Origin of the sequence: Haloferax marinum (assembly GCF_009674625.1) — an archaeon.
GTDB classification, from domain to species: Archaea; Halobacteriota; Halobacteria; order Halobacteriales; family Haloferacaceae; genus Haloferax; species Haloferax marinum.
Window position 1 is genome coordinate 1,671,926 of sequence record NZ_WKJQ01000001.1, and the last position, 25,520, is coordinate 1,697,445.

A 25,520-nucleotide genomic window follows, 5' to 3' on the forward strand; every position below is an offset into this window, starting at 1 on the left:
GGAATCTCGTCTAAATCAGAACCGGCGGAACCTCAGTTCCGGTGGTCGTCACAGACCGGGTTTCGGCCGTCGTCGAGAAGCACGACGGGAACCCCGACGACGACCCACTCGCGGACGTAGTGGCGGACCGTCGTCGCGGGTGCGGTGCATTCGACACAGGTCGCAGCACCGTCCGACGGCGACGATTCGAGTATCCGCGTTCGCGGTCCGATTGCCGTCCGTGGATACGCCGGTGTTTTGAGTAAGAGATAGCCGAGACTGGCGGCGACGCCGAGCGCGACGAGTGGGAGGACGAATCGCCCAGCACTCGTCCGTGCGAGTGCGCCGATGACGACCAGGAGAACGGCGACGACGACGAGTTCGCGACTGAGTCGCATCAGGTCGAACTGGTGGAGTTTTGGGAGTCACTCGACGACGAAGACGACGAAGACGACGAAGACGAACTCGACTCGTCGCTATCGAGCGAGCGCACGAACTGCGGATAGCCGTCTCCACCGACTGGGATGTACACCGTATCTGTCTCGTCTAGCTTCTCGATGTACTTCTGGGCGAGCACCTCGTCGGAGAGTGACTCCGAGACGATACGGTTTGCGTCTGCTTCACCCTGTGCTTCGATTCGCTTGCGCTCTGCTTCGAGTTCTTCGACGGCGAGTTCGTCTTGTTTCTGTTGCCGACGTTGCTCGGTAATCTCCTTCTGTTCGACTGCCTGTGCGTACTCGTTCGGAAGTTCGACGTTGCGAATCTGGACGGCTTCGAGGATGAGACCGGCCTCTGCGAACTCCGCGCCGAGTTCTCGCTCGGCGGCGGCCTTCAGCTGGGTCTGGCCTTCACCGGTGTAGATGACCGTGACGGGAAGGCGACCGGCCTCGGTCCGAAGGACAGAGCGAATCGAAGGCCGGATGAGACGTTCTTCGGCAGCGCCGACCGTCCGGTAGTTCTGGTAGAATTTGACTGCCTGCGCGGCATCGACGCGGTAGCGGACGGTCACGTCGATGTCGGTTCGGAGACCATCTTGTGTGAGGACAGTGATGGCGTCGTCACCCTGTCGTTGGCCCTCGCTCGACGCCGACGACATCGTGTACGACTGGGGGCGAACCGAGAGGGAGACGGTCGACTGCGAGACGGGGTTGATGAAGTGCGCACCGGGGTCGAACACCGTGCCGGTCGTCGCACCCCACTTCTTGACCACTTTCACGTTCCCTTCTTCGACGGGTTCCCACGCGAGGAGACCTGCGATGGGTGCAGCGACGAGGAGGAGAGCAATACCTGCAACGAGGACGATTCGCGTCAGTGACCGAGGGGTCACAGACGGTGGGTCGGGAATATCAGCGCTCACGACCAGAAGTCACACCATACTGATTTGTTTGTTGTGTGTCACGGTCGGTCACAACTCGTCGGGTGAGTCACACTCTGGACACCCGCGAACTGACACCCCTCGGCGTGGAGTATATATTCGGTGCGTCCCTAGTCGCCGGCGTGAACGACCGGACGAGCGCGCTCGACTCGGTCGTCTTCGGCGTCGACATCCAGAGCGGCGACGTGCGGGGCGACGCCCCGTCGTACGCACTGGTCGTCGTCGACACCCGAGACACCGCGTCAGACGAGGTCCGAATCGAACGAGACGTCGTCTCCTTCCGCAAGTTACGTCGCCTCATCGAGCGCGACGAACCTGCAATCGTCGCGACGGACAACATGTACGAACTCGCGACTGACAAAGACGACTTAGTTCGTTTCCTTCGATGGCTTCCCCACGGGACCCGACTGGTACAGGTCACGGGGGCCGAACGTCCCGAACCCCTCTCTCGAGTCGCGTCGCGACACGGCGTCCCCTACGGGAAAGACCCGATGAAAGAAGCGGAGGCGGCCGCCAGACTCGCCCTCGCGAACGTCGGCTACGAGGTCGTCGCCTTCGAGAACACGACCACGGTCAAAGTCTCTCGCGGGCGCTCGACTGGCAAAGGCGGATGGAGCCAAGACCGCTACACGCGGCGCATCCACGGCTCTGTGAAACAGCAGTCCCGCGAGGTCGAGTCTGCGCTCAAAGAGGCGAATCTCGAATTCGAGCGCGACGTGACCGAAAAGTACGGTGGCTACTCGCAGGCGCTGTTCACCGTCGAAGGCCGACCACAGGACATCCCCGTCTCGACCCACCGCTCGGGCGACACCCGCATCGAAATCGAGCGGGAGCGCCGCGATGGCGTCGAGTTCGAACCGCTCGTCAAGCGTCGCGACCGAGTCATCGTCGGCATCGACCCCGGAACGACCACCGCCGTCGCAGTCGTGGGACTGGACGGCCGCGTCCTCGATATCCACTCCACTCGAACCGCCGACACCCCGACGATTATCGAATGGCTCATCGAGCGCGGCCGACCGACGCTCGTCGCCGCCGACGTGAACCCCATGCCCGAGACCGTCGAGAAGTTCCGCCGGAGTTTCGACGCCGCCGGGTGGGCACCGCCGAGCGACATCCCGGTCGACGAAAAGCTCCACCGCACCCGCGACGTGAACTACGAGAACGACCACGAGCGCGACGCACTCGCCGCCGCGCTATTTGCGTTCGACGACCACGAAGACCAGTTCGAACGCATCTCGCGGAAAGTCCCCGCCGACGTGGACCGCGAGGAAGTCATCGCACGCGTCCTCACGAGCGAGGAGTCCGTGGAGGCCGTCCTCCGTGAGATGAACGACGACGACGCGAGCGGTGGCGACGACACCGAGCGTGAGCAACAGGAACAACCGGAACTCTCCCCCGAACAGCGACAGATTCGCAACCTGAAGTCACGCGTCGAGCGACTGGAATCTCACGTCGAAGACCTCAACGAGACGCTCGACGAGAAGAACGAGACCATCGAGGAGTACAAGAAAGAACTCTCTGACGCCCGTCGCGAAGAGCGTCGTGAGGCACGCGAGCGCCGGGAGGTCAACCGCCTCGAACGCGAAAACGGGCGATTAGAGCGGACGGTCGAGTCACTCGAAGCCGAGAAAGACGAACTCGCAGAGAAACTCGACCGCCTCAAGTCGCTGTGGAAACTCGACCACTCGAACTTCGACGACGTGAACACCGAGGGCAACCTCGCACCCGTGAAAATCGTCGAGCAGTTCACGAACGGTGCGCTCGACCACACCGTCGAAGAGTACGGCATCGCTGCCGGCGACGTGGTCTACCTCCGTGACGCGAGTGGGGCGGGGCGAACGACGGCAGAACGACTCGCCGCGTTCGACCCACGAGCAGTCATTCGGTCTGGCAATCTCTCGGAAGTCGCAGACGAAGTGCTCTTCGAGGCCGAAGTGCCGGTCGCACCCGCCGACGACGTGACCATCCAAGAGATAGACGAACTCGCCGTCGCCCGCAAAGATGAGATTGCTGCTGCAATCGATGCGTGGGAAGAACGCGCCGAAGAACGCCGCAAGGAGAAACAGAAGTCGATGGTCGACCAGATTATCTCGGAGCATCGGGCCGAGAACAGACGACAGTAGATTCCATTCTTAGCTCGCCACGTCGTCGCCACCCGTCAACCCACCGACGACGAAATAAATCGCCGCTCCAACGAGCGGGACGAAAAAGGCGAGCGCCGCCCAGAACGTCGCGTTCCGCCCTTTGAACGTCGCGTCCTTGTGAACTCGATAGGGCAGGTAGATGTGAAAGACGAGGAAGTAGACGGCGAACCCGAGGATGTACGGGAGGAGGTCACCACCGCGCACCGACGCCCACATGACTGCCAAGAGGCCGAAGACAGTGAGCATGAGCGCGGCGAAGATGACAACCGGCGCGCGCGTTCGAGTACCTTGGTCGGACATCACCCGGAGTTAGAACCGGGAGGTGTTGTCGGTTTCGCCAGCGAGCGGCGTTCCAGAAGTCATATCCCACATCCCCGACACCGAACACGTATGGACGCATACGACCTGATCACTCGGAACGCCTCCGAAGTGGTCACGGAGGACGAAGTGCGCGCGCTGGCCGACGACCCCGAGGGCAAGCGAGCGTACGTGGGCTACGAGCCTTCTGGTGTCCTCCACATCGGTCACATGCTCACCGCCAACAAGCTCATCGACCTCCAAGACGCGGGCTTCGAGGTAGTCGTGCTGCTGGCCGACGTACACGCCTACCTCAACGGCAAGGGCACTTTCGAGGAGATTCGCGAGACGGCCGAGCGGATGAAAGAACAGTTCATCGCCTACGGCTTAGACGAGAGTCAGACCGAGTTCGTCCTCGGGTCGGAGTTCCAACTCGACGAGAGCTACGTCCTCGACCTACACGCACTCGAACTCGAGACGACGCTCTCGCGGGCCGAACGCGCCATGGCCGAGATAAAGAGCGGTGACAGCGTGACGGTTGCACAGGCAGTCTACCCCATCATGCAGGCGCTCGACATCGTCTACCTCGACGTCGACCTCGCCATCGGTGGGATGGAACAGCGGAAGGTGCACATGCTCGCCCGCGACACCCTACCGAACATCGGCGAGGAGTCGCCGACGTGTATGCACACCCCGCTCATCGCGGACCTCGCGACAGGTGCAGGCAAGATGTCCTCGTCGAAGGGCGTCACCATCTCGATGGAAGACTCGACCGAAGACATCGAAGAGAAAGTCAACAGCGCGTTCTGCCCGCCGACGGCCAACCCGACGGAAGACGGCGAAGAACGCGAGAACCCCGTGCTCCAAATCTTCGAGTACCACGTCTTCCCGCGCTTCGAACGCGTCGTGGTCGAACGCCCCGACAAGTACGGTGGCAACCTCGATTACGACGACTACGAGTCGCTGGAAGCGGACCTCGAGTCGGGCGAACTCCACCCGGCCGACGCCAAGGGCGCACTCGCTGGCTACCTCGACGAACTCATCGCACCGGGTCGCAAGAAGATAGACGCCTAATCGGCCGTCAGAGCCGAACTCAGGCCATTCCGAACATCTTCATCACGTTCTCTGCGAGCCCACCAGCGACGAGTCCCATCCCCGCGACGACGAGCGCGATGCCGGCCGCGACGATGGGTGCTTGGACTGCGACGAGGGTGATGCCAGCGAGGAGACAGACGACGCCGACGATGCCTTTCGTACCGAGTTTATCGAGCATACCCTCACGGCGGAACGGGAAGCCCCTAAACGCGTCGTTCGCCCTGACAGTCCCGCGCGAAGTAACGTCGGCGGGTTTAAACATGACGACGTAGAAGCGTCGCGCATGAGCGACGACGAGAACGAGCGCCGCCGAGACCTGAGAATGCCGAACGACGACGAAGTGTTCGCCGTCGTGACGAACATGCTCGGTGCAAATCGTATCCGTGTCCGCTGTGCCGACGGCGTCGAGCGGACCGCTCGCATCCCTGGCCGAATGCAGAAGCGTATCTGGATTCGAGAAGACGACGTAGTCCTCGTCGAACCGTGGGATTGGCAAGACGAGAAGGCAGACGTGTCGTGGCGCTACGAGAAGTCCGAAGCCGACCAACTCCGCCGCGAAGGGCACATCCAGTAAGCCGGTTCGCGTGGGGACCGTTCTGGCTGGCTACCGAGACGACGACAGAGCCTGTGGCCTTTTCATCTCGCCTCTCGTAGGCCTAGTTCAATGAGTGACGAGTTCGGCTTGGTCGAACCCCAAGAGGGCGAGGCGTTTGGCGACGAGTGGGAAGAGATAGACCTCTCTGACGACGAGGCAGACCGCATCGCCAAACGGCGTGACCGCGACTTCGACGAGTTCAGGATTCGGATGAAAGACGCCGACCAGTTCAAAGTCGAGCAGTCGGTGTTCGACGATGCCACCTTCGCCGCAATCTACAAACTCGTCCAAGACGGCCACATCGACGCCTTCGGCGGGCCTATCTCGACGGGGAAAGAAGCCAACGTCTACGAGGCGCTCGGTCCCGACGAGACGGAAGTCGCCGTCAAAATCTATCGCATCAACGCCTCTGACTTCCGCCACATGCGCGACTATCTCGAAGGCGACCCCCGATTCGAGGGCATCGGCCACGACAAAGGCCAGGTCGTCCGTGCGTGGGTCCGAAAGGAGTTCGCCAACCTCGAACGCGCCGAACGCGCCGGCGTCCGCGTCCCGAAACCAATCTCGGTCCAGCGGAACGTCCTCGTGATGGAACTCGTCGGCGTCGCAGACGACCGAGCACGCCGTCTCTCCGAAGTCAACGTCGAGAACCCACAGACTGCCTTCGAAGTCGTCCGCGAGTACATGCGCCGCCTGCACCGTGCCGGACTCGTCCACGGTGACCTCTCGGAGTACAACCTCATCATCCACGAAGGCGAACTCGTCGTCATCGACCTCGGGCAGGCCGTGACGATTCACCATCCGAACGCCGAGGAGTTCCTCCGACGTGACTGTCACAACGTCGCCAAGTTCTTCCAGCGACAGGGTGCCGACGCCGACGCCGACTCACTGTTCGAGTTCGTCACGGCCGACGAAGCGGAAGAAGAAGACGAAGAAGACGCGGAGTAATCCATGACGAGGCGTGTCGTCGGCCGATTTCTCTCGTTTATCGGCCTCGCTGCCCTCTGGGCGTGGCCGTTCTGGCTTCTCACGAGTGTCCTCCCCGACTCGGTCGACATCGTCGCCATCCTCGCCGGAGCGTGGGGACCGACGGTCGCCGCAGTCGTGTTGACGTGGCGTGCCTCGGGTCGCGACGGTGTCCGTGCACTTCTCTCGAAGTATCTCGCGTGGCGAACCGGGCTGTTGCCCGCAGTCGGTGTCGTCGTCTCCGTACTCGCCACGACTGTCGCCGCCGTCTGGGTTACGTCGCTCGGCGGCGTGCCACCGGGTTTGCCGGGACAGTCCCCACCACTTCTCTTCCTTCCGGTCGTCATCCTCGTCAACGTCTTCCTCGGCGGCCCACTCGCAGAGGAGGCCGGGTGGCGTGGATTCGCGCATCCACTCCTCCGCGAACGAGTTGGGCCGGGAGTCGCCGGAATCATCGTCGGACTCGGCTGGGGACTGTGGCACGCACCGCTGTTCTTCCTGCCTGGGCAGGGATTCGTCGTCGGCGGAACCGACCCACTCGCGTTCATCGCACTGACCATCTCCTGGTCGGTGTTGTTCGGTGTCGTCACCGAGCGGGCCGACTGGAGTCTCCTGCCGGCGGTGTTCGGACACGCGACCGTCAACACGGCACTCGGGACGTACGGATTCCTCGCGGCCTTCTATCGCCCGGCAGTCGTCGTCGGATTCGCCGTCGTCGCCGCCGGGGTTCTCGTCGTTCACCTCGCCAGCACCCGTCTGTCCGATTCGACGACGCCCGCGGCGTGAACAGCGCGACCCGAAAACGGCGCGTGTGCGAGTGAAACACGCGGCGACCCGGTGAGCGAACGCTTAAACCGCTCCACCGGGTATCCACCCCTATGCAGCACGTCAAGGTGCCGCAGGACCGTATCGGTGTTCTCATCGGTGAAGGTGGCTCGACGCTTCGAGAAATCGAGAGTCGGGCAGAAGTTCGACTCGACGTCGACTCTGAAAACGGCAGCGTCGCAATCGACAGCGTGGGTGACCCCGTACTCGGCATGGTCGCCCCCGACGTCGTTCGCGCCGTCGGCCGTGGCTTCGCCCCCGAGGACGCGATGGCGCTCCTCGACGACGAGATGATGATGTTCGAACTCATCGAAATCGACCGTCACACCCGAAACAAGAACGACATGCGGCGCAAGAAAGGCCGACTCATCGGCGAGAACGGCCGCACGCGCGAACTCATGGAAGAGTTGACCGGCGCAGACGTGGTTATCTACGGCTCGACGCTCGGCATCATCGGCCAACCCGAGGAAGTCGAAGTCGTCCGCCGCGCCGTCGAGATGATTCTCGACGGTGCCCCCCACGGCGCAGTCTACTCGTTCCTCGAGCGCAAGCACAACGACCTGACGAGCGGTTTCAACGTCAGACAGAACAACTGAGACGCCACCGCCGAACGGCCAGACGGCCGACTCGGCACGTCACCGACGAGGCCCGCGTTGCGGCCCTCACTCACCACATCGTCTTTTCGTCGGACTCCGTAGAGCAACCCGTGACACCACAGTTCGAGACGACTGCAGGGGTGGCCGTTCCCGCCGTCACTGCCGAGCAGATGCGCGAGGTGGACCGCGTCGCCGTAGACGAGATTGGACTGGCACTCCTCCAGATGATGGAACACGCTGGACGCAACCTCGCCGAAGTCGCCCGAGAAGTCGCAGACGGTGGCCGAATCGTCGTCCTCGCTGGCGACGGTGGAAACGGTGGTGGTGGAATCTGTGCCGCTCGGCACCTCGCAAACGGAGGTGCAGACGTGACCCTCGTCCTCGACCGAGACGCCGACGAGTTGACCGGTGCTGCCGCTCGACAGCGTCGCGTCCTCGCAGCGACGGACGCGACCATCGTGTCGGAATCGGACGTCGGGAACGCCGGCGAACACCTCCGCGACGCCGCAGTCGTCGTGGATGCACTCGTCGGATACGGACTCTCGGGAGCGCTCCGTGGGACGGCAGCGACGCTCGTCGAGGCGACGGCCGACGCCGCCCACGTCGTCTCGCTCGACGTTCCATCCGGCGTCGATGCCACGACTGGCGACGCGCCCGGCGTCGCAGTCGACCCCGACGTGTCGCTCACACTGGCGCTTCCGAAGACGGGACTCGCCGAAGCGGCGGTCGGTGACCTCCTCCTCGCCGACATCGGCATCCCACGAGGCGTCTACGACACACTCGGCATCGACTACACCGACCCCTTCGCCGGTGCACGCCGAGTCTGGCTTCGGAATCGTACATAAACCCTCGTAATCGACAGCTGTCTCCGGGGTTCGACTGCACCACCGTGTTGCGTTTTGACATACCACTAACCACAATTCTTTTATAGAATCACAAACAATCAGGCGATGACTATGAGCCAGCGAATGCAGCAGGGTCAGCCCATGATCATTCTGGGTGAGGACTCGCAGCGCACATCCGGTCAGGATGCGCAGTCGATGAACATCACGGCCGGAAAGGCCGTCGCAGAGGCCGTACGCACGACGCTCGGCCCCAAGGGGATGGACAAGATGCTCGTCGACTCCGGCGGGCAGGTCGTCGTCACGAACGACGGCGTCACCATCCTCAAAGAGATGGACATCGACCACCCCGCGGCCAACATGATCGTCGAAGTCTCCGAGACGCAGGAAGACGAAGTCGGAGACGGTACGACGACGGCCGTCATCATCGCGGGCGAACTTCTCGACCAGGCCGAGGAACTCCTCGAATCCGACGTCCACGCGACGACCATCGCACAGGGGTACCGTCAGGCCGCCGAGAAGGCCAAGGAAGTCCTCGAGTCGAACGCCATCGAGGTCACCGAAGACGACCGCGAGACCCTGACGAAAATCGCCGCCACGGCGATGACGGGCAAGGGCGCAGAGTCCGCGAAGGACCTGCTCGCCGAACTCGTCGTCGACGCCGTCCTCGCAGTCAAGGACGACGACGGCATCGACACGGACAACGTCTCCGTGGAGAAGGTCGTCGGCGGTTCCATCGGCAACTCCGAACTCGTCGAAGGCGTCATCGTCGACAAGACGCGCGTCGACGAGAACATGCCCTACGCCGTCGAGGACGCCAACGTCGCCATCCTCGACGACGCGCTCGAAGTCCGCGAGACGGAAATCGACGCCGAAGTCAACGTCACGGACCCAGACCAGCTTCAGCAGTTCCTCGACCAGGAAGAAAAACAGCTGAAGGAGATGGTCGACAAGCTCGTCGACGTCGGCGCCGACGCCGTCTTCGTCGGTGACGGTATCGACGACATGGCACAGCACTACCTCGCGAAGGAAGGCATCCTCGCGGTCCGCCGTGCCAAGTCCTCCGACCTCAAGCGTCTCGCCCGTGCGACGGGCGGCCGCGTCGTCAGCAACCTCGACGACATCGAGGAAGACGACCTCGGCTTCGCCGGTTCCGTCGCCCAGAAGGACGTCGGTGGCGACGAGCGCATCTTCGTCGAAGACGTCGAAGACGCCAAGTCCGTCACGCTCATCCTCCGCGGTGGCACCGAGCACGTCGTCGACGAACTCGAGCGCGCTATCGACGACTCCCTCGGCGTCGTCCGCACGACGCTCGAAGACGGCAAGGTCCTGCCCGGCGGCGGCGCTCCCGAGACGGAGCTCTCGCTCGTCCTGCGCGAATTCGCTGACTCCGTCGGTGGCCGCGAACAGCTCGCTATCGAAGCGTTCGCCGAAGCCCTCGACATCATCCCGCGCACGCTGGCCGAGAACGCCGGTCTCGACCCCATCGACTCGCTGGTCGACCTGCGCTCCCGCCACGACGCTGGCGAGTTCGCCGCTGGCCTCGACGCCTACACTGGCGACATCATCGACATGGAAGCAGAGGGTGTCGTCGAACCCCTCCGTGTCAAGACGCAGGCTATCGAGTCCGCGACCGAAGCCGCCGTCATGATTCTCCGCATCGACGACGTCATCGCTGCTGGCGACCTCTCCGGTGGCCAGACCGGCGACGACGACGACGAAGGCGGCGCACCCGGCGGCATGGGTGGCATGGGCGGCATGGGCGGTATGGGCGGCATGGGCGGCGCAATGTGAGCGTCCCCCAGTAGGACACATACACCCACCACCTGACTCACGCATCGACTCGAAACGTCGGCCCGTTTTGCACCGTTTTTTCTTCACTCGACTCCGACAGCGGCGCCCACGCCGCGAGAACGACGGTTGGTATGACGTTAATCGTGTTCCCTGGACGCACCACCACAGTTCTCTGTTCGGAAAGTTCTGATTTTTTGGACTGAAGCAGTGAAAGTTGACAAAGACACCTAAAATATCGGTTATGATGTGCGAAATGTCGGTGGGGCTCAGCATACCTTTAGACCGTGGTAACGATTAACAGGGTGTATGACCTCCACCGGGACCACGGAGTCTGACACCATCTCGGACGCCATCGGCCCAGCGAGACGACCGCCGTTTCTCGCCGTCGTCGGCCCTCACGTCTCCGAGGCGGCGTCGATTGCCGTCACTCTCATACCCGGATTTGCCCCGCTCGTACGCGTGCCTCACAGCGCGTCGCCGTCGCGCCTCCGTGCGACACTCGCGGCGATGCGCCAATCGGACGCACCCCTCGTCGTCGCCACCGACAGTGCTGCGGCCGTCCGCGACGCCGACCACGTCCTCGTCACCGACGGGGGTGTCGTCGTCGAAGACGGGCGCCCAACAGACCTCCTCGCGATACCTGGAGTCTACGCCCAGTGGTACGGCGACGAAATCGGCGCGAACTTCTCCGACCCCGGAAAAGACGTGGCCGACGAGTGACGAACACCCTCCCGAACCTTCTCGGTATTTTTTCCTCACCGACACCCATGTTCGGGGAGTTACCTCTCTGGTTGCGTGTCGATGTGGTGGACTGCGCTGGGTGAGATAAGCCGCCCACTCGGGACTTCGACCCAGCCGTTGGGAAGCACTCGTACTGGTCCTTCGTGGAGCACCGTCTCCATCTCTGCGTCACCGTAGACGACGGCGTCGTCGAGTGTCCGGTCGAACAGTTCGAACAGGGACCGGTCGGAAGCGAAGACCATAGACAGGACAACAAGCCGTCAGGTATTGAGTGTTGGTCACAGCGACGAGCCACCTGTGTGGTCGTCACTCCAAAGCCACCACCAAACCGCAAAAGAGCGCGACAGAATCCAGCAATCGCTCAGCGGTTCCACGGTACACAACAACAGAGCGCGACGGGACTCTCGTGAACGAAGTGAACGGGAGTCAGTCGCGCGAGCGAGGCCTCCGGCCGAGCGAGCGCGACGGGATTCGAACCCGCGGCCGTCGGATTAGAAGTCCGACGCTCTGTCCAACTGAGCTACGCGCCCTCGTATCCCAAAAACAGGTGCCAAATGAAAAACGAATCGGCTTCTATCCGTCGAACCGGTAGAGCGACGTGACCACCGGAAGCCGATTGAACATCCACAGCGCGACGGGCAAACCGATAATCGTGACTGCGAAGAACGCCGCCACGTTCGCCCAAATCCAACTCAGCCACCACCCGACGAAGACGAAGTAGACTCCGCGGACGAGAAGCGAGCGCTGTCCGAACGCCGCCTCCGGATTGGCGAGCGAGCGAGGTTCCTTCAGCGTGAGCACCGTCGGCACGAGGTTGATGAGTTTGATACCGAGCGGAATACCGATGATAGTCAGGTTGAGAAACCACGCCAGGTTGACGACGGCGGGCGTGGCCCACCAGCCGACGAACAGGAACCAGATGGCCCTGACGAGGAACGACCGTTGTTTCATGGCTGACAGTATGCGACGGGAGACGAAAAGAAGCGTGGGTGGTGAAGGGAGGGTTTAACAGCGCGAACGAGGTAACACCGGCTATGAGAGTCATCGGGACAGTCGGGCTACCCGGCAGCGGAAAGGGCGAACTCGCCGAGGTTGCCCAGGAAGCGGGCATCCCCGTCGTGACGATGGGGGATATCATACGCGAGGAGTGTCGCAACCGGGGGCTCGACCCGGCGACGGACCACGGAAAGATAGCGAAGGCGCTCCGTGAAGAGGAAGGCGACGACGCCATCGCAGCGCGTTCACTGCCCGTCATCGAAGACTACCTCGAATCGAACGACGTGGTCGTCGTCGACGGCCTTCGCTCGGGCGTCGAACTCGACCGGTTCACAGAGGCGTTCGGTGACGACTTCGTCCTCGTGAGCGTCGAAGCACCGTTCGAGCTGCGGGCGGACCGACTCGGCGACCGTGGACGAGACGACAGCGACACGGACGTCGAGTCGTTGAAGAAGCGCGAAGAGCGAGAACTCGACTTCGGGATGGGCGAGGCGATGGACCGTGCGGACGTGGTCATCGAGAACACCGGCACGCTCGAAGCGTACCACGAGAAAATCACGCTGCTGTTCGAAGACGGCCCGGAGGCCGTCGCCGAGGTGACAGAATGATATACAGCGCAGACGTTCGAATCGAGGTTCCGGTGCGCGACACCGAAGTGACAGACCGCGTGGCAGACGCCGTCGAGAATCTCTTCCCCGGTGTCGAACTCACGCACGAACCCGGAAAACTCGTCGCAGAGACCCACGAGTTAGAGCGGTTTTCGGAGCGGCTCCACGAACAGGCCATCCTCGACACCGCCCGACGGGAGTTCGACAAACGCCGCGACGACGAGGGATTCTCGTTCGCCCTGAAGAAACAGGCCGCCTTCAAGGGTGTCGTCAACTTCGCCGTCGGCAACCCCGACGAACTCGGCGACATCGAAGTTCACGTGACCGTCCGCGACCCTTCCGTCGAAGAACTCATCGACTACGTCGCCCCACCGACCGAAGACGGGAGACCAATCGACCCGCAGGACCGCTGACGGAGAAGAGAGGGCCGCTGGCGGTGTCGTTCAGGCGACCAACAGCGCCACTGCGATGCCGAGGAAGACGATTTTCAGTCCCGTGTTGACGACGATGACCTTCGACCCGAACTCCGGGCCCCAGATACCGTACTGGAAGGGAATCGAGCGCTTGAACGTCGAGACGGTAAAGGAGACGATGCCCCCGATGAGCATCGTCGCAACCGCTTGACGCGGCGTGAACGTCTCCCCGATAGCGGGCGCGATGGTCGCCGCACCGGTCGTCGTGTCGAACGTGAAGGCGATGACGACGGGAACTGCTGCACCGGGGAGGCCGACGAGGCTCGTCAGCGGACTGGCGAGGTCCGTGAACGCTTCGAGGTCTGTCGTCTGCAACAGGAGCGTGACGAGTACGTAGACGATGGCGAGTCGTGGGACGATTCGCCGGAGCGTCTTCCACGTCTTTCGCGCCGCGTCGTCGGCCATCGAGCGGAGTGGGTCGTCGCGCTCACCGTCGCCCCCATCGCCGTCCATATCACTGTCGCCGGCACCATCTGTCTCTGCGACTGCAGTGGACGCGGCGGTCCGGCCAGAGAGCAACACCGCGCCGGCGACGACACCCGTGAGCGTAATCGCGAGCGCGATTGCGGCGCGTGCACCGACGTACAGAAAGCCGACTTCGCGACCGAGGATGGGGATGAGAACCGGCCAGTAGTACGTGAAGATGTGCTGGACGAACCCGAAGAACGTGTTGATGGTGACGGCGACCAGCGTCGCTCTATCGTCTAAGACACCCGATTCGCGAAACTCCGCGAGCATCCCGTATCCTGCCGTCGTCGAGGCGGCGGTCGTCACGATAGCCGTGCCAACTTCGTCGGGGAGGTTCGCGGGACTCGTCAAGTAGCGCGAGAGGCCGGCGATTCGCTCGACGAGACCGAGCGCGACGACGAGGTTCGCCGCGAAGACGCCGACGGCGATGTAGGCGGCGATTCGGGCGACTCGCGGGAGGACGTCGAACAGAACTGGGAGGACCGTCGACGACTGCACAGGCGGAGGTAGCGACGCACGAACTAATCGGCGTCGGTCGATAGGCAGCGTCGACCCGTCGGCCGGTGGTCAGATGAGTAGTTGTGACACCGCGAACAACACCACCACGCCGAGGACGTCGCAGACGTTGGTGACGACGGGGATGACCACGTCGTCGGGGTCGAGACCGAACTGGTAGGCGATGTAGGTCGCGGTGAACGTCACGAAGACGGCCAACACGGCGAGCGAGACGCCACTGGTCGAGGAGATGAGGACGACTTTCTCGAGCGACAAGGCGGTACTCCCCGAGACGAGCGCCGTCAGTATCCAGGCTCCGACGCCGATGATTGGAAACACCGTCAGCGCGAGCACTACCGTCGCGATGGCGTTGCCAGCGAGTTCGTCGTCCGCCGGCGAGAACGAGAGCGTCCCGAGGTGAAACGACGTCGAGAGACGCGCCGCGAGGATGCTCCCGAGGTTGCCCGCCGTTCCGATAGTGACCGGAACGAGGACGAGGAGAGAGGGATATCTCAGCAACTCTGCCTCGAAACTGCCGAGGATGAGGCCGCTCCCGATCTCGACGAGCGTGAGCACGAGCAAGACAGGGAGCATCGCGCGTGTAATCGCCCGGACGGTCCACTCTGTCGGCACGTCAGAACACCCCTGCGATGGCGAGAATCGTTCGGACGGCGATGAGCAAAAACAGGATGCCGAAGACGTCACCAGTGGTCGTCACGAGCGGTCCCACGATGGTGTCAGGGTTCCGACCGCGTCTGTAGCCCGCGAAGACGACGGTGACGACGACGACGGTGAGGACGATACCCGAGAGTAAGCCCGCGACGATGGCGATACCGACGAGAATCGGAAGCGGTGCGACCCTGCTCCCGAGGAACGTGAGGAGGAAGAACGCGACGATAGACGCGAAGGTACTCGTCAACACACCGTTGGCGAGGGCGGCTATCGCGGCGGCCCGGAGTCGTTCGTCGCCGCCGACGACGTGCGGTTCGATGAGACCCTGGTGCAGTGCGGTGGCGATGCGAGCGCCGAGAGAGCCATAGACGTTGCCTCGAGTCGCCAACAACGCAGGGACTAACACGAGCAGTCCGGGGACGGCACGGAGTTCGGCACGCATGCCGCCGAGGACGACGCCGGCGATGAGGCCACCGACGAGACTCGCGGCGAGTGCAGGCAGGGCTTCTCTGTAGGCCTCGACTGCCACGTCGCGCACCGTCATTGTCGGGTGCGACGGCCCGGAGCGTTAAAAGTCGGCGGTTTATCGAATCCACGGACGCGGGGACGCCGTGTCCGTCACGGTGAGACCGAGACGGACGAAGAGAGCAGTCGACGTTCGTCGGGAGTCGGTACTCGTCGAGACCGGGTTAGAACGGGCCCATGCCGCCCATACCGCCCATGCCGCCACCGCCGCCTTGCTGCTGGAGTTTCTTCATCATCCGCTGCATGTCGCCGTCACCCATGCCCTGGAACTGTTTGATGGTCCGTTCCATCATGCGGTGTTGTTCGAGGAGTTCCTGAATCGTCTCTTCGTCCTTCCCCGACCCCTGGGCGATGCGTTTGACGCGGGAGGCACCGATGATACGCGGATTCTCCAGTTCGTCGTCGGTCATGGAGTCCATGATGACCTCGAACGAGCGCATCCGGTCTTTGGTCACGTCCATCGCGTCGTCCGGCAGTTGATCTTTGAGGCCGCCGCCGAGACCCGGAATCATGTCGAGCACCTGGTCGAGCGGCCCCATCTTGTTCATCGCCTCCATCTGCTTTTGCATGTCCTTGAGGGTGAAGTTCCCCTTCATCATCTCCTCGGGGTCCCAATCTTCGTCTTCGAGTTGGGTCTCGGACATGGCGCGTTCGACGCGCTCGGAGAGTTGCTTCAGGTCGCCCATCCCGAGCAAGCGGGAGATGAAGCCGTTGGGTTCGAACCGCTCGATGTCTTGGACGGTCTCACCCATCCCGAGGAAGGCGATAGACGAGTCCGTCTCGTTGACGGCGGTCAGGGCACCGCCACCTTTCGCCGTCCCGTCGAGTTTGGTGATGACGACGCCACCGATGCCGATGGATTCGTCGAACTGCTGGGCCTGGTCTTTCGCACCCTGCCCGATTGCCGCGTCTAAGACGAGCAGGTTCAAGTCGGGTTGGACGACCGACTCTATCTCTTCGATTTCGGCGATGAGGTCGTCTTCGAGTGCGTGACGGCCGGCCGTGTCGACGATGTGGATGTCGGCGTCTTCGGTCGCTTCGAGACCTTCGCGGGCGATTTGGACCGGGTCGTCGCAGTCAGGGTCGCCGTAGAAGTCGACTTCCGCGCGCTCACACATCTGCTTGGCCTGGTCGTAGGCACCGGGGCGGAAGGTGTCGGTCTGGATGACCGCCGGCCGAAGTCCTTTCTTCGAGAACCACCACGCCATCTTGGCGGAGGTGGTGGTCTTGCCGGACCCTTGCAGGCCGGCGAGCATGATGGTCTGTGACTCGAGCGGAATCTCTGTGGATTCACCGATGAGGCCGACGAGTTCTTCGTAGACGATTTTCAGGACGTGGTCGCGAGCGTTCGTCCCACCCGGAGGCTCTTCTTCCAGTGCCCGGGTCTTGATGGAGTCAGAGAGGTCCATGACGAGGCTGACGTCGACGTCCGCAGAGAGCAAGGAGCGCTGAATCTCCTTGACGATCTCCTGTACGTCTTCCTCGTCGAGGCGGGACTTGCCCCGCAGCTTGTCGAGACTGCCGCGGAGAGAGCTCCCGAGATTATCGAGTACCATTGACCCCACCTACGCCGTCGCGCCGGTAAAGGCTTTATCCGTCGCGTCCGGGTCCGAACATCTATCGTCCGTGCGAATGACAGGCAGGTCGATGACACGAATCCTCGTCCTCGACCAAGCCGCCCACGACATCCCCGCCGAGGAGTACGTCGACGCGCTCCGAGAACGACTCCCAGACGCGACCGTCGTCCACCCGAAAACGACCGCCGAGACACTCGATGCCGCCCGTGACGCCGACGTCATCACCGGAACGTACCTCCAGCGAGACGTCCTCGCGGCCGCAGACGAACTCCAACTGTTCGCGGGCGCCGCAGCAGGATACGACCACCTGCCGATGGCCGAACTTCGTGAGCGTAGTGTCACCGTCACGAACGCGTCCGGTGTTCACGGCCCAAACATCGCCGAACACGTCATCGGCTGGTTGCTGACGATTACACGCCGTCTCGACGAAGGGATTCGCCGGCAGGAGCGTCGCGAGTGGCGGACGTTTCAGGCCTACGGCGAACTCGAGGGGTCGACGGTCACCGTCGTCGGACTGGGCGCAATCGGGCAGGCAATCGTCGAGCGCCTCGAACCCTTCGGTGTCGAGACGGTCGGTGTTCGCCACACGCCCGAGAAAGGCGGGCCGACGGACCGCGTGGTCGGGTTCGACGACGTCGAATCCGCCCTCGTCGAGACAGACCATCTCGTTCTCGCGTGCCCGTTGACCGACGAAACGCGGCACCTGATAGACCAACAGGCGTTCTTCTCGCTCCCGAATCACGCCGTCCTCGTGAACGTCGCCCGCGGTGGTGTCGTCGACACCGACGCACTCGTCAAGTCGGTCCAGCGCGGGTACGTTCGGGCGGCCGCACTCGACGTGACCGAGCCCGAACCGCTCCCGAACGACCACCCGCTGTGGGACTTCGAGAACGTGTTCATCACGCCCCACGTCGCAGGACACACTCCTCACTACTTCACCCGATTGGCGGACATCGTCGCAGAGAACGTCGAGCGGTTGGAGTCAGGTGACGAGCCGCTCCGCAATCAAGTGCTTCCCGAAACCCCACGTACTTCATCCGAGGACGCATAGCGAGTGTCGATGACGGGACTCGTGTTCGGACTGCAACTCACAACTGTCCTCGCCTTCTCCGGGGCGGCTATCGCCCTCATTCTCACACCGGGGCCGGACACGATGTACGTCCTCGCCCGCGGCCTCGACGGACGCGAAGCGGGCGTTCGCTCTGCGTTCGGTATCGCGACGGGCGTCCTCTTTCATACGATGCTCGCCACGCTCGGCGTCGCCGCACTCCTCCGAACGGTGCCCGAAGCGGCCGTGGCTATCCAGTACGTCGGCGCGGCCTACCTCATCTATCTCGGCGTGGTGGCCCTTCGCAACGACGAGTTCGACCCGTCGGTCGAAACAGACGCCTCGGGGAGTTTCCGACGAGGCGTCTTCGTCAACGCGCTGAACCCGAAAGTTGCACTGTTCTTTCTCGCGTTCCTCCCCGGATTCGCCGGCGGTGGCCCCGGCGCAGGCGAACGGATGGCGTTCTTAGGCGCGCTCTACGCGGTGCTGACGGCGATATATCTCTCGAGTGTCGCACTCGGTGCCGACCGACTCGGCGACGCACTGGCCGAGACGCGCGTCAGTCGGATTCTCAACTACGTCGGCGCGGGGACGATGCTGCTACTCGGCGTCGTACTCGCGGTGGAGTAAAAATCGACGGACTGCGGTGACGGCCGCGGGCGTTACTCCTCGTCGCCGAGGAGGCGCTCGACCATCTGTTCGGGGTCGAACCGTTCGATGTGGTCGTATCCCTGGCCCACGCCGAGGAACAAGATTGGCTTGCCCGTCACGTAGGCGATAGAGATTGCCGCGCCGCCGTTGGAGTCGGCGTCGGCCTTCGTGAGGATGGCCCCGTCGATGGCCGCCGCGTCGTTGAACTTGCGGGCGCGTTCGACCGCGTCCTGTCCGGCCACCGCCTCGTCCACGAAGATGGTGAGGTCCGGGCCGACGACGCGGTCTATCTTCTCTAACTGCGCCATCAGGTCGTTCGACGTGTGGAGGCGACCGGCCGTGTCGCCGAGGACGATGTCGATGTCGTGTGCGTCGGCGTACTCGACGGCGTCGTAGATGACGGCCGCCGGGTCACCACCCTGTTCGTGGGTGATGAGTTTCTTGTCGAGGTTCTCCGCGTGTTCGCGAATCTGTTCGTTCGCGCCGGCACGGTAGGTGTCACCGTTTGCGAGCACCGTCGAGTAGCCCGCTTTTTCGAAGTAGCGGGCGAGTTTGGCGATGGTCGTCGTCTTCCCGACACCGTTGATGCCGGTGAAGATGAGGGTGACAGGTTTGTCCGCCTCCGCGATGCGCTGGTCGAAGTCGAACTGCCCGACGCTGATGACGTCGTAGAGCGCGTCGTGGAGTGCTTCCGAGACGAGTTGGCCCGTACTCTGGACCTGCTTTCTCGTCTCGCCGACGAGTTTCTCGCGAATCGTCTCGAGAATCTCTTCGGCAACCTGCATCTCCACGTCGCTCTGGAGGAGCGCCATCTCGAGTTCCCACAGGGGGTCTTCGAGGTCTTCTTCCTCGATGACGACCTTCCCGGTGGCGAACGCGGCGGCGCGTTTGAGGCGACTCGCGCTGGAAGACGACTCGCTGTCTTCCGTCTCGGAGAGCGCCTGCTTCGCAGCGTCCGAAGCGAGCGATTCGCGCGCCGTTTCGTCGGTCTCTGCGTTGGTGTCGGCCTCGACGTCGGCGTCAGCCTCGACGTCCGCCGTCTCTTCGGCCGCGGCCGATTCCGGTTCGGAAGCCGCGTCCGAGTCGTCGTCGTGCGTCTCTGCGGCCGACGCATCGACTGTCTCGGTGTCGGCCGACGCGGCGTCAGCCTGTGCTGTCGGCGTCTCGTCGTCAGATTCCGCCGCTGCCTCGGCGTCAGCCTCGGCCTCCGAAGCGGCCGCTTCGGCTTTCTCTTCGGCGGTATCCTCGACGTCTTCCCGGAAGCGGTTGAGTTTCTTCTTCAGTCCGTCGAACATCTGAATAGGGGGTTAGGGGTTACTCGTCGTCGCCGTCTTCGCCTTCGCCCTGCATCTGCTGTTGCATCTGCTGCATCTGCTGCTGCTGCATCTGCTGTTGGGCCTGCATCGCCTGCTCTTCGACCTGTTCGCTCTCTTCTTCGAGTTCTTCGATTTCGCCGCGGACGCTGGCGATTTCTTCGTCGAGCATGTCCTGCTTGCGGCGGAGCGCTTCGACTGCGCTCGACTGGTCCTGTTCGGCGGCGTAGTTCGCGCCGAGCGAGACGATGACTTCGTCGATATCCTGCACTTCTGCGCGGAGGTAGGCGTCGCCACCGAGCGGGACCTGCACGGTCGACCCCGTCTCGAGCGTCTCGATTGCGTCGATGGCTTCGTCGATCTCTGTCTTCTCGTCTTCGAGGTCCGAAACCTCACCTTCGAGAGACTCGATCTCCTCGTCGAGTGCCTGCAGTTGCTGGGAGAGCTGCTGAAGTTGCTGCTGACCGCCACCCATCATGCTGCGGTCACCTCCCCGAGTTCGACCTTCGTACGTTTGATTCCGTGTTCACTGCCGATGAGGGAGTAGACACGGTCTCGTGCGACGTTCTCGTTCGGTGCGTCCACAGTCTTGGTGAACTTGTGGGTCGCTCCACGACTCGTGAAGCTTCCAGAGATAGTGAACTGGCTCATGGATTTCGGTCGGGTGGCAAGCGGGAAGAGTCTTCCTACTCGGAGCGAAAACGAGCCGCGAAAAGGGGAGACGAGTGGCCCTCAGTCGATGTAGTCGAGGGCGTCTTCGATGCGGCCCAGTTCCGGACCGGTCGTGTCTTCACCGACGATGTACGACTCGTCGTTGGCCAGGAGGCCAGACCCGACGAGTGGTCCACCGTAGTTGATCGTACCGAGGTCGGCGCGAACGTCGAGCAGTTCTTCGAGTGCTTCGAGTTCTGGTTCGCGAGACTTCGGGTGACAGAGGACGCCGCGGTTGTTGGCGACCGCAGCCATTCCCACGGTTCGAACGTCGGCGAGGTCGCCGCGTTCGACGGGGACGTCCAGTGCTTCTTCGACGACCGCGACGGCCTCGTCGGAGAGGTCGGCGTGGACGTACGCACCGTAGTCGTTCGCGAGAACGACGTTCCCAGCGGCGTTGATTCGACCGGGGAGTTCGTAGACGGGGAGGTCTACGACGTCGGTGAGTGCCTCCTTTTCGCGGGTCGTCGCACTGCTCGAAACGAGCAGTCCGTTTTCGTTACCCGTCGCTAACGCACCGACGGTTCCAGACCCACCGATGGTCGTCTTGACCACCGGCACGTCGAGTTCCTCGGCCATCTGCTCGGCGAGAGACTCGTCGGCGTCGGGGCGAACGAGGAGGACGTCGTCGGTCGCTCGAGCGAAGACGCCGATGTAGGACGAACCGGCGAAGGAGGCGCGGAGCACCGTTTACTCGGCCGGTTCGGCTTCGACGACCGACTCGCCGTCCTCGTCGAAGCGGGCGGCGCGGACGCGGAACTTGCTCGGCGGGTCCTGTCGGCCGGACGCCCAGATGCTCTCGTTGATCTGGGGGTCGAGACGCACGTCGTCGGCGTCGACCTTGAAGTGCTTCGCGAGGTGCTCGCGGATGATCTTCATCGCGCGGCCTGCTCGTTCGTAGGACGGGACAGCTTTTACGTCGCGGAGCGGGACGGTGACGACGCGCTCCTCGAAGTCGTTTGCGCTCATTGCTTACTCGTCCGTGTTGCTTCGCCGCCAGTTGCGACGCTTGGGGTTTCGCGTAACTTCCATGTCGGTCTTGAGCATGACCCACGCGGGGACACGACTGTTCTGACGTTCGAGCTTCGCCAGACGCTTCTTCTTAGCCTTCGACTTCTTACCCATAGTGGCCTACAGTTTCCTTCCTCCGCATAAAATCTTGTTCCTTCGCGTTTGAGGGGTGTGAGAACCGTCCACAGACACGAATCTACACGGGTACTCCGTGAAGACGGCGAACGACACCCGAACCGACTCATTCAGTATCGTCGGTAGACAAGCCCCGTCTGAATGAGTCGGGCCCGCACCTTCGTCGTCTTTCTCACTATCTCTGCAGTCTGGGGAAGTGCGTTCCTCGCCACCGATATCGCACTCGAAACCGTCCCACCGGCGTTCCTCGCTGCGATTCGGTTCGACGTCGCGGCGGTGCTGTTGTTCGCACTCACCATCGCCCGCGGCGACCGCTTCCTCCCCGAAGCGCGAAGCGAGTGGCGGCCAATTCTCACCGGTGGTGTGCTCAGCATCGGGGCGCACCACGCACTGTTGTTCTCGGGGCAGGTGTACATCCCTGGGTCGGTCGCGTCCGTCCTCCTCGGAATCATCCCGCTGGCGACACCGACGCTCACCCGACTCACCTCGTCGCGGAAGCGACTGACCCCAATCCAGCTAGCCGGCCTCACCCTCGGGTTCCTCGGCCTCGTGGTCATCGCCAACCCAGACCCCGAGAACCTGCTGTCGTCGAATCTCCTCGGCGTCGTGTTGGTGCTCGGGTCGGCGCTCGCCTTCGGTCTCGGGGCGGTCTTCACCCACGACAGCGAGACGAGTATGTCACTGCTCGCGGTGCAGGCGTGGATGATGCTCATCGGAGCGGTTACCCTCCACCTGACGAGTATCGCGCTCCCGTGGGAGTCCGCCGCCGACGCAGTGTGGGTGCCGGCAGCACTCGTCTCGACGGCGTACCTCGCTGTCGTCGCGGGAGCGGGCGGGTTCCTGCTCTACTTCTGGTTGCTCGACCGGGTCGGACCCATCGAAGTCGGCCTCCTCGAGTACGTCATCCCGCTGTTCGCCGCGCTCGCCGAACTGGTCGTCCTCGGGCGCGTCCCGACGCTCTCGACCGTCGCCGGGTTCACACTCATCTTCATCGGCTTTCTCCTGTACAAACGAGACGCGATTCGTGGCGAACTCCGCCGTGTCGTGGACCGAAGTCGCACCCAAAACTCCGTAGACGACTGAGAGCGATGGACGGCTACAGTGAAAACCGCGACACGGTCTCGTATTCGGGGCCGGCGGGACCGAGTTCGCTCTTCTTCAATCGCACCTCACGAACACGGAACGACCCAACTGACGGGTGTTCGTGTTCGACGACGCGGCGGACGTAGTTCTTCCCGCGCGCGTCGTTCATGCGGGCGAGCGTGACGTGTGGAGAGAAGTCGTGGGTCTCCGCCTCGAATCCGATAGCCGTCGTCTCCCGCTCTATCGCGTCGTGGAGCCGCGTCATCTCCGCGGCACCGGCTTCGACGCCGGTCCAAACGACCCGAATGTAGTCGAGTGATGGAAACACGCCGAGTCCACCGACCGAGGCGTCGAACGGGTCCACACCGGCGGCATCGATAGCGGTCTCGACTGCGTCTTCGACGGCAGGAACGCGGTCCGAAGACGTCTCGCCGAGGAACTTCAGCGTGACGTGTGCCTGCTCGGCGTCGGTGAACCGGAGTCCGTCTGCGTCTTCGAGCAACGCCTGGGCCGCCGCGACACCCTCTGAGAGCGGTGAAGGCAGGTCGATAGCGAGGAAGAGTCGCATGGCAAGTAATTGACTGGAAGCGGACGTTAAGCTTCCGCCGGCGACGGCGTCGAGGTGACCTATCGACGTCCGGTCGCCCCCTTCGACCATCCGAACCATCCGGCTCCGGGTTTCTACCCGTCGGGCCAGTTCGTTAATCGTCCGCAGCCTCGTTCGCCTCTGTCACCGGCATCCACGTCCGCACGAGGCCGGCGAGTTCGCCGTGGATGAACGTCGCTTCGTACACGTCGGGCGTCGAGAGACCGGTCCAGAACTCGTAGCCGTAGCGGGGGTCGAAGGCGTTGAAGACGAGTGCCATGAGCGTCCCGTGGGTTCCGACGACGACGTGTCGGCCGGGGTAGGCGTCGACGAGTCGTTCGACGGCCGCGACGCCGCGTGCCTGTGCCTCGACGTGTGACTCCCCACCCGGATGCGACGCCGTCGGGTTCGCCCAGAGATGTTCGACAGCAGAGTCGAAGTCCTCGACGTGGTCACCCGCGAGTTCGCGCTCCCGGAAGTCCTCGTCCTCGATGAGCGGGACGCCCGCGGCGTCGGCGATGCCCTCGACGGTGGCGCGAGCACGCTCGAACGGACTCGTGACGACGACGTCCGCGACGTCCGCGAGATGCGCCGTGACGGCGGCGGCATCCCGGCGCCCACGGGCCGAGAGACCACGAGTTCGCTCGGCGTTTGGAACGTACGGTGAGTGGGCGTGTCGGACGAACGAGACGACAGTCGTCGCAGGGCGCGGCATTCTAGTGGAGTTCGCCAACTGACGGTAAAAAGCGGTCGGTGTCGCGTCTCTGACGTAGCGTTTAACCGCCGTGAATCCCAATCGCGCCTATATGACCGACGACGGCAATCGACCCCACCGGTTCTCTGAAGGGCAGGGGTTCGACGAGGATTACTCCGATTTCTCGCTCGACCCGCCCGAACTCTCGGTGGACCCGACGAAGGTCGACCCAGTCGACTCACGCGTCCTGACCGACATCCTCGACCGACGGAACATCGACCCCGAAGACGTCGACGTCGAGAAACTCCTCGACGTCGGCCTCTCGTACATGCAAATCAACCGCTTCGAGGAGGCGACGGAGGCGTTCGAGCGAACCGCACGCTTCGCCGGCGACGAGTCGCCCATCGCACAGGAAGCGTGGGTGAACAAAGGTGCCGCACACGCCCAACTCGAAGAGTGGGACGAAGCGGTCGGGTCGTACCGAGAAGCGCTCCGTATCGACGACGACAGCGAACACGCCGCGACGGCACATACGAACCTCGCGTACGCGCTGTGGGAGTCGGGCCAGACCGCCGACGCCCTCGACCACGCAGAGCGTGCCGTCGAACTCGACCCACGGTTCCCACAGGCGTGGTACAACCGTGGCTTCTTCCTCCTCGAACGCGGCCTGAGCGAAGACGCAGTCAACGCCTTCGACAACGCCATCCGGCTCGGGATGCGCACGCCCGCCGTCCACGAAGAGAAGGCCCGCGCACTCGAAGAACTCGGCCGTGACGAAGAGGCAGAACAGGCCCAACAGCAGGCCGACGACATCCGCGAGCAGGCCGAAGCGGAGCTCGTCGAGGAGTACTGATGCTCCTGCGCGAGCGCGAGACCCCCGAAGGGCTTCTCGTCTCAGTCTGCGACGCTGAGTGTCTCGGAGAGACGTACACCGACGGTGGCGTCTCCCTCGACGTGACCGAAGACTTCTACGGCGGCGAGGAAGCCGAGACGGTCGACCAAGACGCCGTCGTCGAGAGTCTCACCCGTGCCACCGTCGCCAACATCGTCGGCGAAGAGTCCGTGAACGTCGCTATCGACGCCGGTCTCGTCGACGAGGAGACGGTCCTCGAAGTCGGTGGAACGCTCCACGCACAACTGCTCTGGCTTCGATAATCGACCCGGAGCGTCGCCGACCCGATTCGGCTTGCGTCGTCACCGACCCGATTCGGCTTGCGTCGTCACC

34 protein-coding genes and 1 tRNA gene are annotated in these 25,520 nt (G+C 63.3%); 16 read left to right on the forward strand and 19 right to left on the reverse strand.

The features are described from left to right. Positions 1-32: 32 nt before the first annotated feature. Together GJR99_RS08585 and GJR99_RS08590 are read right to left on the reverse strand one after the other, a co-directional pair. Positions 33-377 carry a hypothetical protein gene (locus GJR99_RS08585; protein ID WP_151111189.1) on the reverse strand — a complete coding sequence of 115 codons (345 nt, stop codon included), beginning with the start codon at positions 375-377 and terminating at the stop codon, positions 33-35. Then, complete coding sequence (locus tag GJR99_RS08590) at positions 377-1,336, reverse strand: prohibitin family protein (protein ID WP_151111191.1); 960 nt, start codon at positions 1,334-1,336, stop codon at positions 377-379. The genes GJR99_RS08585 and GJR99_RS08590 overlap by 1 nt, the downstream gene beginning before the upstream one ends. Positions 1,337-1,476: 140 nt before the next feature. On the opposite strand from GJR99_RS08590, the gene GJR99_RS08595 reads away from it, so the two are divergent. Continuing rightward, on the forward strand, positions 1,477-3,477 hold the full coding sequence (locus tag GJR99_RS08595) for a DUF460 domain-containing protein (protein WP_151111193.1): 2,001 nt from the start codon (positions 1,477-1,479) through the stop codon (positions 3,475-3,477). A gap of 9 nt (positions 3,478-3,486) precedes the next feature. On the opposite strand, the gene GJR99_RS08600 is transcribed toward GJR99_RS08595, so the two are convergent. Then, the gene (locus GJR99_RS08600) at positions 3,487-3,798 is read right to left on the reverse strand and encodes an ATPase (protein WP_151111195.1); all 312 of its coding nucleotides are present in this window, start codon (positions 3,796-3,798) and stop codon (positions 3,487-3,489) included. 90 nt (positions 3,799-3,888) lie between these two features. Between GJR99_RS08600 and GJR99_RS08605 the strand changes: the two genes are divergently transcribed. Beyond that, positions 3,889-4,869: a tyrosine--tRNA ligase gene (locus GJR99_RS08605; RefSeq protein WP_151111197.1), complete on the forward strand. Its 981-nt coding sequence runs from the start codon at positions 3,889-3,891 to the stop codon at positions 4,867-4,869. Positions 4,870-4,888: 19 nt separating this feature from the next. Here the strand turns inward: GJR99_RS08605 and GJR99_RS08610 are convergent, their stop codons facing one another. After that, positions 4,889-5,068, reverse strand: a complete 180-nt coding sequence (locus tag GJR99_RS08610) for a DUF7470 family protein (RefSeq protein WP_151111199.1) — start codon at positions 5,066-5,068, stop codon at positions 4,889-4,891. A 105-nt stretch (positions 5,069-5,173) separates the two neighbouring features. Between GJR99_RS08610 and eif1A the strand changes: the two genes are divergently transcribed. The 7 genes from eif1A to GJR99_RS08645 all read left to right on the forward strand — a co-directional run bounded on the left by eif1A (position 5,174) and on the right by GJR99_RS08645 (position 11,228). Continuing rightward, on the forward strand, positions 5,174-5,464 hold the full coding sequence (gene eif1A, locus GJR99_RS08615) for a translation initiation factor eIF-1A (RefSeq protein ID WP_151111201.1): 291 nt from the start codon (positions 5,174-5,176) through the stop codon (positions 5,462-5,464). 90 nt (positions 5,465-5,554) lie between these two features. Then, positions 5,555-6,433: a serine/threonine-protein kinase Rio1 gene (rio1, locus tag GJR99_RS08620; protein WP_151111203.1), complete on the forward strand. Its 879-nt coding sequence runs from the start codon at positions 5,555-5,557 to the stop codon at positions 6,431-6,433. A gap of 3 nt (positions 6,434-6,436) precedes the next feature. Further along, positions 6,437-7,237, forward strand: coding sequence for a CPBP family intramembrane glutamic endopeptidase (locus GJR99_RS08625; RefSeq protein ID WP_151111205.1), 801 nt, complete (start codon positions 6,437-6,439; stop codon positions 7,235-7,237). Positions 7,238-7,329: 92 nt separating this feature from the next. Next, a complete protein-coding gene (locus GJR99_RS08630; RefSeq protein WP_151111207.1) occupies positions 7,330-7,872 on the forward strand; it encodes a KH domain-containing protein in 543 nt (180 codons plus the stop codon). Positions 7,873-7,982: 110 nt separating this feature from the next. Next, the gene (locus GJR99_RS08635) at positions 7,983-8,717 is read left to right on the forward strand and encodes an NAD(P)H-hydrate epimerase (protein WP_151111209.1); all 735 of its coding nucleotides are present in this window, start codon (positions 7,983-7,985) and stop codon (positions 8,715-8,717) included. 141 nt (positions 8,718-8,858) lie between these two features. Beyond that, a complete protein-coding gene (gene thsA / locus GJR99_RS08640; protein ID WP_151113917.1) occupies positions 8,859-10,508 on the forward strand; it encodes a thermosome subunit alpha in 1,650 nt (549 codons plus the stop codon). A gap of 306 nt (positions 10,509-10,814) precedes the next feature. Further along, positions 10,815-11,228, forward strand: a complete 414-nt coding sequence (locus GJR99_RS08645) for an ABC transporter ATP-binding protein/permease (protein ID WP_151111211.1) — start codon at positions 10,815-10,817, stop codon at positions 11,226-11,228. A 59-nt stretch (positions 11,229-11,287) separates the two neighbouring features. On the opposite strand, the gene GJR99_RS08650 is transcribed toward GJR99_RS08645, so the two are convergent. The 3 genes from GJR99_RS08650 to GJR99_RS08660 form a co-directional block, all read right to left on the reverse strand. Next, on the reverse strand, positions 11,288-11,491 hold the full coding sequence (locus tag GJR99_RS08650) for a hypothetical protein (RefSeq protein ID WP_151111213.1): 204 nt from the start codon (positions 11,489-11,491) through the stop codon (positions 11,288-11,290). A gap of 214 nt (positions 11,492-11,705) precedes the next feature. Further along, positions 11,706-11,779, reverse strand: a tRNA-Arg gene (locus GJR99_RS08655). A gap of 43 nt (positions 11,780-11,822) precedes the next feature. Continuing rightward, a complete protein-coding gene (locus GJR99_RS08660; protein ID WP_151111215.1) occupies positions 11,823-12,200 on the reverse strand; it encodes a YccF domain-containing protein in 378 nt (125 codons plus the stop codon). 83 nt (positions 12,201-12,283) lie between these two features. Here GJR99_RS08660 and GJR99_RS08665 point away from each other — a divergent pair, with 83 nt between their 5' ends. Together GJR99_RS08665 and GJR99_RS08670 are read left to right on the forward strand one after the other, a co-directional pair. Next, positions 12,284-12,853 carry an AAA family ATPase gene (locus GJR99_RS08665; RefSeq protein WP_151111217.1) on the forward strand — a complete coding sequence of 190 codons (570 nt, stop codon included), beginning with the start codon at positions 12,284-12,286 and terminating at the stop codon, positions 12,851-12,853. Continuing rightward, on the forward strand, positions 12,850-13,266 hold the full coding sequence (locus GJR99_RS08670; RefSeq protein WP_151111219.1) for an RNA-binding domain-containing protein: 417 nt from the start codon (positions 12,850-12,852) through the stop codon (positions 13,264-13,266). The genes GJR99_RS08665 and GJR99_RS08670 overlap by 4 nt, the downstream gene beginning before the upstream one ends. Positions 13,267-13,296: 30 nt before the next feature. On the opposite strand, the gene GJR99_RS08675 is transcribed toward GJR99_RS08670, so the two are convergent. From GJR99_RS08675 to GJR99_RS08690, 4 genes are all read right to left on the reverse strand, one after another. Beyond that, complete coding sequence (locus tag GJR99_RS08675) at positions 13,297-14,292, reverse strand: nucleoside recognition protein (protein WP_151111221.1); 996 nt, start codon at positions 14,290-14,292, stop codon at positions 13,297-13,299. Positions 14,293-14,361: 69 nt separating this feature from the next. Continuing rightward, complete coding sequence (locus GJR99_RS08680; protein ID WP_151111223.1) at positions 14,362-14,922, reverse strand: magnesium transporter; 561 nt, start codon at positions 14,920-14,922, stop codon at positions 14,362-14,364. A 1-nt stretch (position 14,923) separates the two neighbouring features. Further along, positions 14,924-15,505 carry a magnesium transporter gene (locus GJR99_RS08685; RefSeq protein WP_151111225.1) on the reverse strand — a complete coding sequence of 194 codons (582 nt, stop codon included), beginning with the start codon at positions 15,503-15,505 and terminating at the stop codon, positions 14,924-14,926. A 145-nt stretch (positions 15,506-15,650) separates the two neighbouring features. After that, positions 15,651-17,042 (reverse strand): signal recognition particle protein Srp54, encoded by a 1,392-nt coding sequence (locus GJR99_RS08690; RefSeq protein ID WP_151111227.1) that lies wholly within the window; start codon positions 17,040-17,042, stop codon positions 15,651-15,653. Between the two features lie 91 nt (positions 17,043-17,133). Between GJR99_RS08690 and GJR99_RS08695 the strand changes: the two genes are divergently transcribed. Continuing rightward, positions 17,134-18,114 (forward strand): D-2-hydroxyacid dehydrogenase, encoded by a 981-nt coding sequence (locus GJR99_RS08695; protein WP_151111229.1) that lies wholly within the window; start codon positions 17,134-17,136, stop codon positions 18,112-18,114. Positions 18,115-18,123: 9 nt separating this feature from the next. Beyond that, positions 18,124-18,741, forward strand: a complete 618-nt coding sequence (locus tag GJR99_RS08700; protein WP_151111231.1) for a LysE family translocator — start codon at positions 18,124-18,126, stop codon at positions 18,739-18,741. 32 nt (positions 18,742-18,773) lie between these two features. Here GJR99_RS08700 and ftsY read toward each other — a convergent pair whose 3' ends face one another. The 6 genes from ftsY to GJR99_RS08730 form a co-directional block, all read right to left on the reverse strand. After that, positions 18,774-20,057, reverse strand: a complete 1,284-nt coding sequence (ftsY, locus tag GJR99_RS08705; protein ID WP_151111233.1) for a signal recognition particle-docking protein FtsY — start codon at positions 20,055-20,057, stop codon at positions 18,774-18,776. A 19-nt stretch (positions 20,058-20,076) separates the two neighbouring features. Continuing rightward, positions 20,077-20,550, reverse strand: coding sequence for a prefoldin subunit alpha (gene pfdA / locus GJR99_RS08710; RefSeq protein WP_151113918.1), 474 nt, complete (start codon positions 20,548-20,550; stop codon positions 20,077-20,079). Then, entirely contained in the window at positions 20,550-20,726 is a 177-nt protein-coding gene (gene rpl18a, locus GJR99_RS08715; RefSeq protein ID WP_151111235.1) for a 50S ribosomal protein L18Ae, read from the reverse strand. The genes pfdA and rpl18a overlap by 1 nt, the downstream gene beginning before the upstream one ends. Before the next feature lie 81 nt (positions 20,727-20,807). Further along, positions 20,808-21,473 (reverse strand): translation initiation factor IF-6, encoded by a 666-nt coding sequence (locus tag GJR99_RS08720; protein WP_151111237.1) that lies wholly within the window; start codon positions 21,471-21,473, stop codon positions 20,808-20,810. 3 nt (positions 21,474-21,476) lie between these two features. Next, positions 21,477-21,755, reverse strand: coding sequence for a 50S ribosomal protein L31e (locus GJR99_RS08725; protein WP_151111239.1), 279 nt, complete (start codon positions 21,753-21,755; stop codon positions 21,477-21,479). Between the two features lie 3 nt (positions 21,756-21,758). Beyond that, on the reverse strand, positions 21,759-21,911 hold the full coding sequence (locus GJR99_RS08730) for a 50S ribosomal protein L39e (RefSeq protein WP_007544136.1): 153 nt from the start codon (positions 21,909-21,911) through the stop codon (positions 21,759-21,761). 162 nt (positions 21,912-22,073) lie between these two features. Between GJR99_RS08730 and GJR99_RS08735 the strand changes: the two genes are divergently transcribed. Further along, on the forward strand, positions 22,074-23,015 hold the full coding sequence (locus GJR99_RS08735; protein WP_151111241.1) for a DMT family transporter: 942 nt from the start codon (positions 22,074-22,076) through the stop codon (positions 23,013-23,015). Between the two features lie 13 nt (positions 23,016-23,028). On the opposite strand, the gene thpR is transcribed toward GJR99_RS08735, so the two are convergent. Beyond that, the gene (gene thpR / locus GJR99_RS08740) at positions 23,029-23,583 is read right to left on the reverse strand and encodes an RNA 2',3'-cyclic phosphodiesterase (RefSeq protein WP_151111243.1); all 555 of its coding nucleotides are present in this window, start codon (positions 23,581-23,583) and stop codon (positions 23,029-23,031) included. A 133-nt stretch (positions 23,584-23,716) separates the two neighbouring features. After that, positions 23,717-24,316 carry a histidine phosphatase family protein gene (locus tag GJR99_RS08745; protein ID WP_151111245.1) on the reverse strand — a complete coding sequence of 200 codons (600 nt, stop codon included), beginning with the start codon at positions 24,314-24,316 and terminating at the stop codon, positions 23,717-23,719. Positions 24,317-24,407: 91 nt separating this feature from the next. On the opposite strand from GJR99_RS08745, the gene GJR99_RS08750 reads away from it, so the two are divergent. Both GJR99_RS08750 and GJR99_RS08755 read left to right on the forward strand, forming a co-directional pair. Beyond that, positions 24,408-25,148, forward strand: a complete 741-nt coding sequence (locus tag GJR99_RS08750; RefSeq protein WP_151111247.1) for a tetratricopeptide repeat protein — start codon at positions 24,408-24,410, stop codon at positions 25,146-25,148. Further along, complete coding sequence (locus tag GJR99_RS08755) at positions 25,148-25,450, forward strand: DUF424 domain-containing protein (protein WP_151111249.1); 303 nt, start codon at positions 25,148-25,150, stop codon at positions 25,448-25,450. The genes GJR99_RS08750 and GJR99_RS08755 overlap by 1 nt, the downstream gene beginning before the upstream one ends. The last annotated feature ends 70 nt before the right edge of the window (positions 25,451-25,520 follow it).

Bases quoted from the DNA above. Each gene is read 5' to 3' on its own strand.
- GJR99_RS08585 (WP_151111189.1), bottom strand. From the start codon at position 377: ATGCGACTCAGTCGCGAACTCGTCGTCGTCGCCGTTCTCCTGGTCGTC.
- GJR99_RS08600 (WP_151111195.1), bottom strand. From the start codon at position 3,798: ATGTCCGACCAAGGTACTCGAACGCGCGCGCCGGTTGTCATCTTCGCC.
- GJR99_RS08605 (WP_151111197.1), top strand. From the start codon at position 3,889: ATGGACGCATACGACCTGATCACTCGGAACGCCTCCGAAGTGGTCACG.
- GJR99_RS08610 (WP_151111199.1), bottom strand. From the start codon at position 5,068: ATGCTCGATAAACTCGGTACGAAAGGCATCGTCGGCGTCGTCTGTCTC.
- eif1A (WP_151111201.1), top strand. From the start codon at position 5,174: ATGAGCGACGACGAGAACGAGCGCCGCCGAGACCTGAGAATGCCGAAC.
- rio1 (WP_151111203.1), top strand. From the start codon at position 5,555: ATGAGTGACGAGTTCGGCTTGGTCGAACCCCAAGAGGGCGAGGCGTTT.
- GJR99_RS08625 (WP_151111205.1), top strand. From the start codon at position 6,437: ATGACGAGGCGTGTCGTCGGCCGATTTCTCTCGTTTATCGGCCTCGCT.
- GJR99_RS08630 (WP_151111207.1), top strand. From the start codon at position 7,330: ATGCAGCACGTCAAGGTGCCGCAGGACCGTATCGGTGTTCTCATCGGT.
- thsA (WP_151113917.1), top strand. From the start codon at position 8,859: ATGATCATTCTGGGTGAGGACTCGCAGCGCACATCCGGTCAGGATGCG.
- GJR99_RS08645 (WP_151111211.1), top strand. From the start codon at position 10,815: ATGACCTCCACCGGGACCACGGAGTCTGACACCATCTCGGACGCCATC.
- GJR99_RS08650 (WP_151111213.1), bottom strand. From the start codon at position 11,491: ATGGTCTTCGCTTCCGACCGGTCCCTGTTCGAACTGTTCGACCGGACA.
- GJR99_RS08660 (WP_151111215.1), bottom strand. From the start codon at position 12,200: ATGAAACAACGGTCGTTCCTCGTCAGGGCCATCTGGTTCCTGTTCGTC.
- GJR99_RS08665 (WP_151111217.1), top strand. From the start codon at position 12,284: ATGAGAGTCATCGGGACAGTCGGGCTACCCGGCAGCGGAAAGGGCGAA.
- GJR99_RS08670 (WP_151111219.1), top strand. From the start codon at position 12,850: ATGATATACAGCGCAGACGTTCGAATCGAGGTTCCGGTGCGCGACACC.
- GJR99_RS08685 (WP_151111225.1), bottom strand. From the start codon at position 15,505: ATGACGGTGCGCGACGTGGCAGTCGAGGCCTACAGAGAAGCCCTGCCT.
- GJR99_RS08690 (WP_151111227.1), bottom strand. From the start codon at position 17,042: ATGGTACTCGATAATCTCGGGAGCTCTCTCCGCGGCAGTCTCGACAAG.
- GJR99_RS08695 (WP_151111229.1), top strand. From the start codon at position 17,134: ATGACACGAATCCTCGTCCTCGACCAAGCCGCCCACGACATCCCCGCC.
- GJR99_RS08700 (WP_151111231.1), top strand. From the start codon at position 18,124: ATGACGGGACTCGTGTTCGGACTGCAACTCACAACTGTCCTCGCCTTC.
- ftsY (WP_151111233.1), bottom strand. From the start codon at position 20,057: ATGTTCGACGGACTGAAGAAGAAACTCAACCGCTTCCGGGAAGACGTC.
- pfdA (WP_151113918.1), bottom strand. From the start codon at position 20,550: ATGGGTGGCGGTCAGCAGCAACTTCAGCAGCTCTCCCAGCAACTGCAG.
- rpl18a (WP_151111235.1), bottom strand. From the start codon at position 20,726: ATGAGCCAGTTCACTATCTCTGGAAGCTTCACGAGTCGTGGAGCGACC.
- GJR99_RS08725 (WP_151111239.1), bottom strand. From the start codon at position 21,755: ATGAGCGCAAACGACTTCGAGGAGCGCGTCGTCACCGTCCCGCTCCGC.
- GJR99_RS08730 (WP_007544136.1), bottom strand. From the start codon at position 21,911: ATGGGTAAGAAGTCGAAGGCTAAGAAGAAGCGTCTGGCGAAGCTCGAA.
- GJR99_RS08735 (WP_151111241.1), top strand. From the start codon at position 22,074: ATGAGTCGGGCCCGCACCTTCGTCGTCTTTCTCACTATCTCTGCAGTC.
- thpR (WP_151111243.1), bottom strand. From the start codon at position 23,583: ATGCGACTCTTCCTCGCTATCGACCTGCCTTCACCGCTCTCAGAGGGT.
- GJR99_RS08745 (WP_151111245.1), bottom strand. From the start codon at position 24,316: ATGCCGCGCCCTGCGACGACTGTCGTCTCGTTCGTCCGACACGCCCAC.
- GJR99_RS08750 (WP_151111247.1), top strand. From the start codon at position 24,408: ATGACCGACGACGGCAATCGACCCCACCGGTTCTCTGAAGGGCAGGGG.
- GJR99_RS08755 (WP_151111249.1), top strand. From the start codon at position 25,148: ATGCTCCTGCGCGAGCGCGAGACCCCCGAAGGGCTTCTCGTCTCAGTC.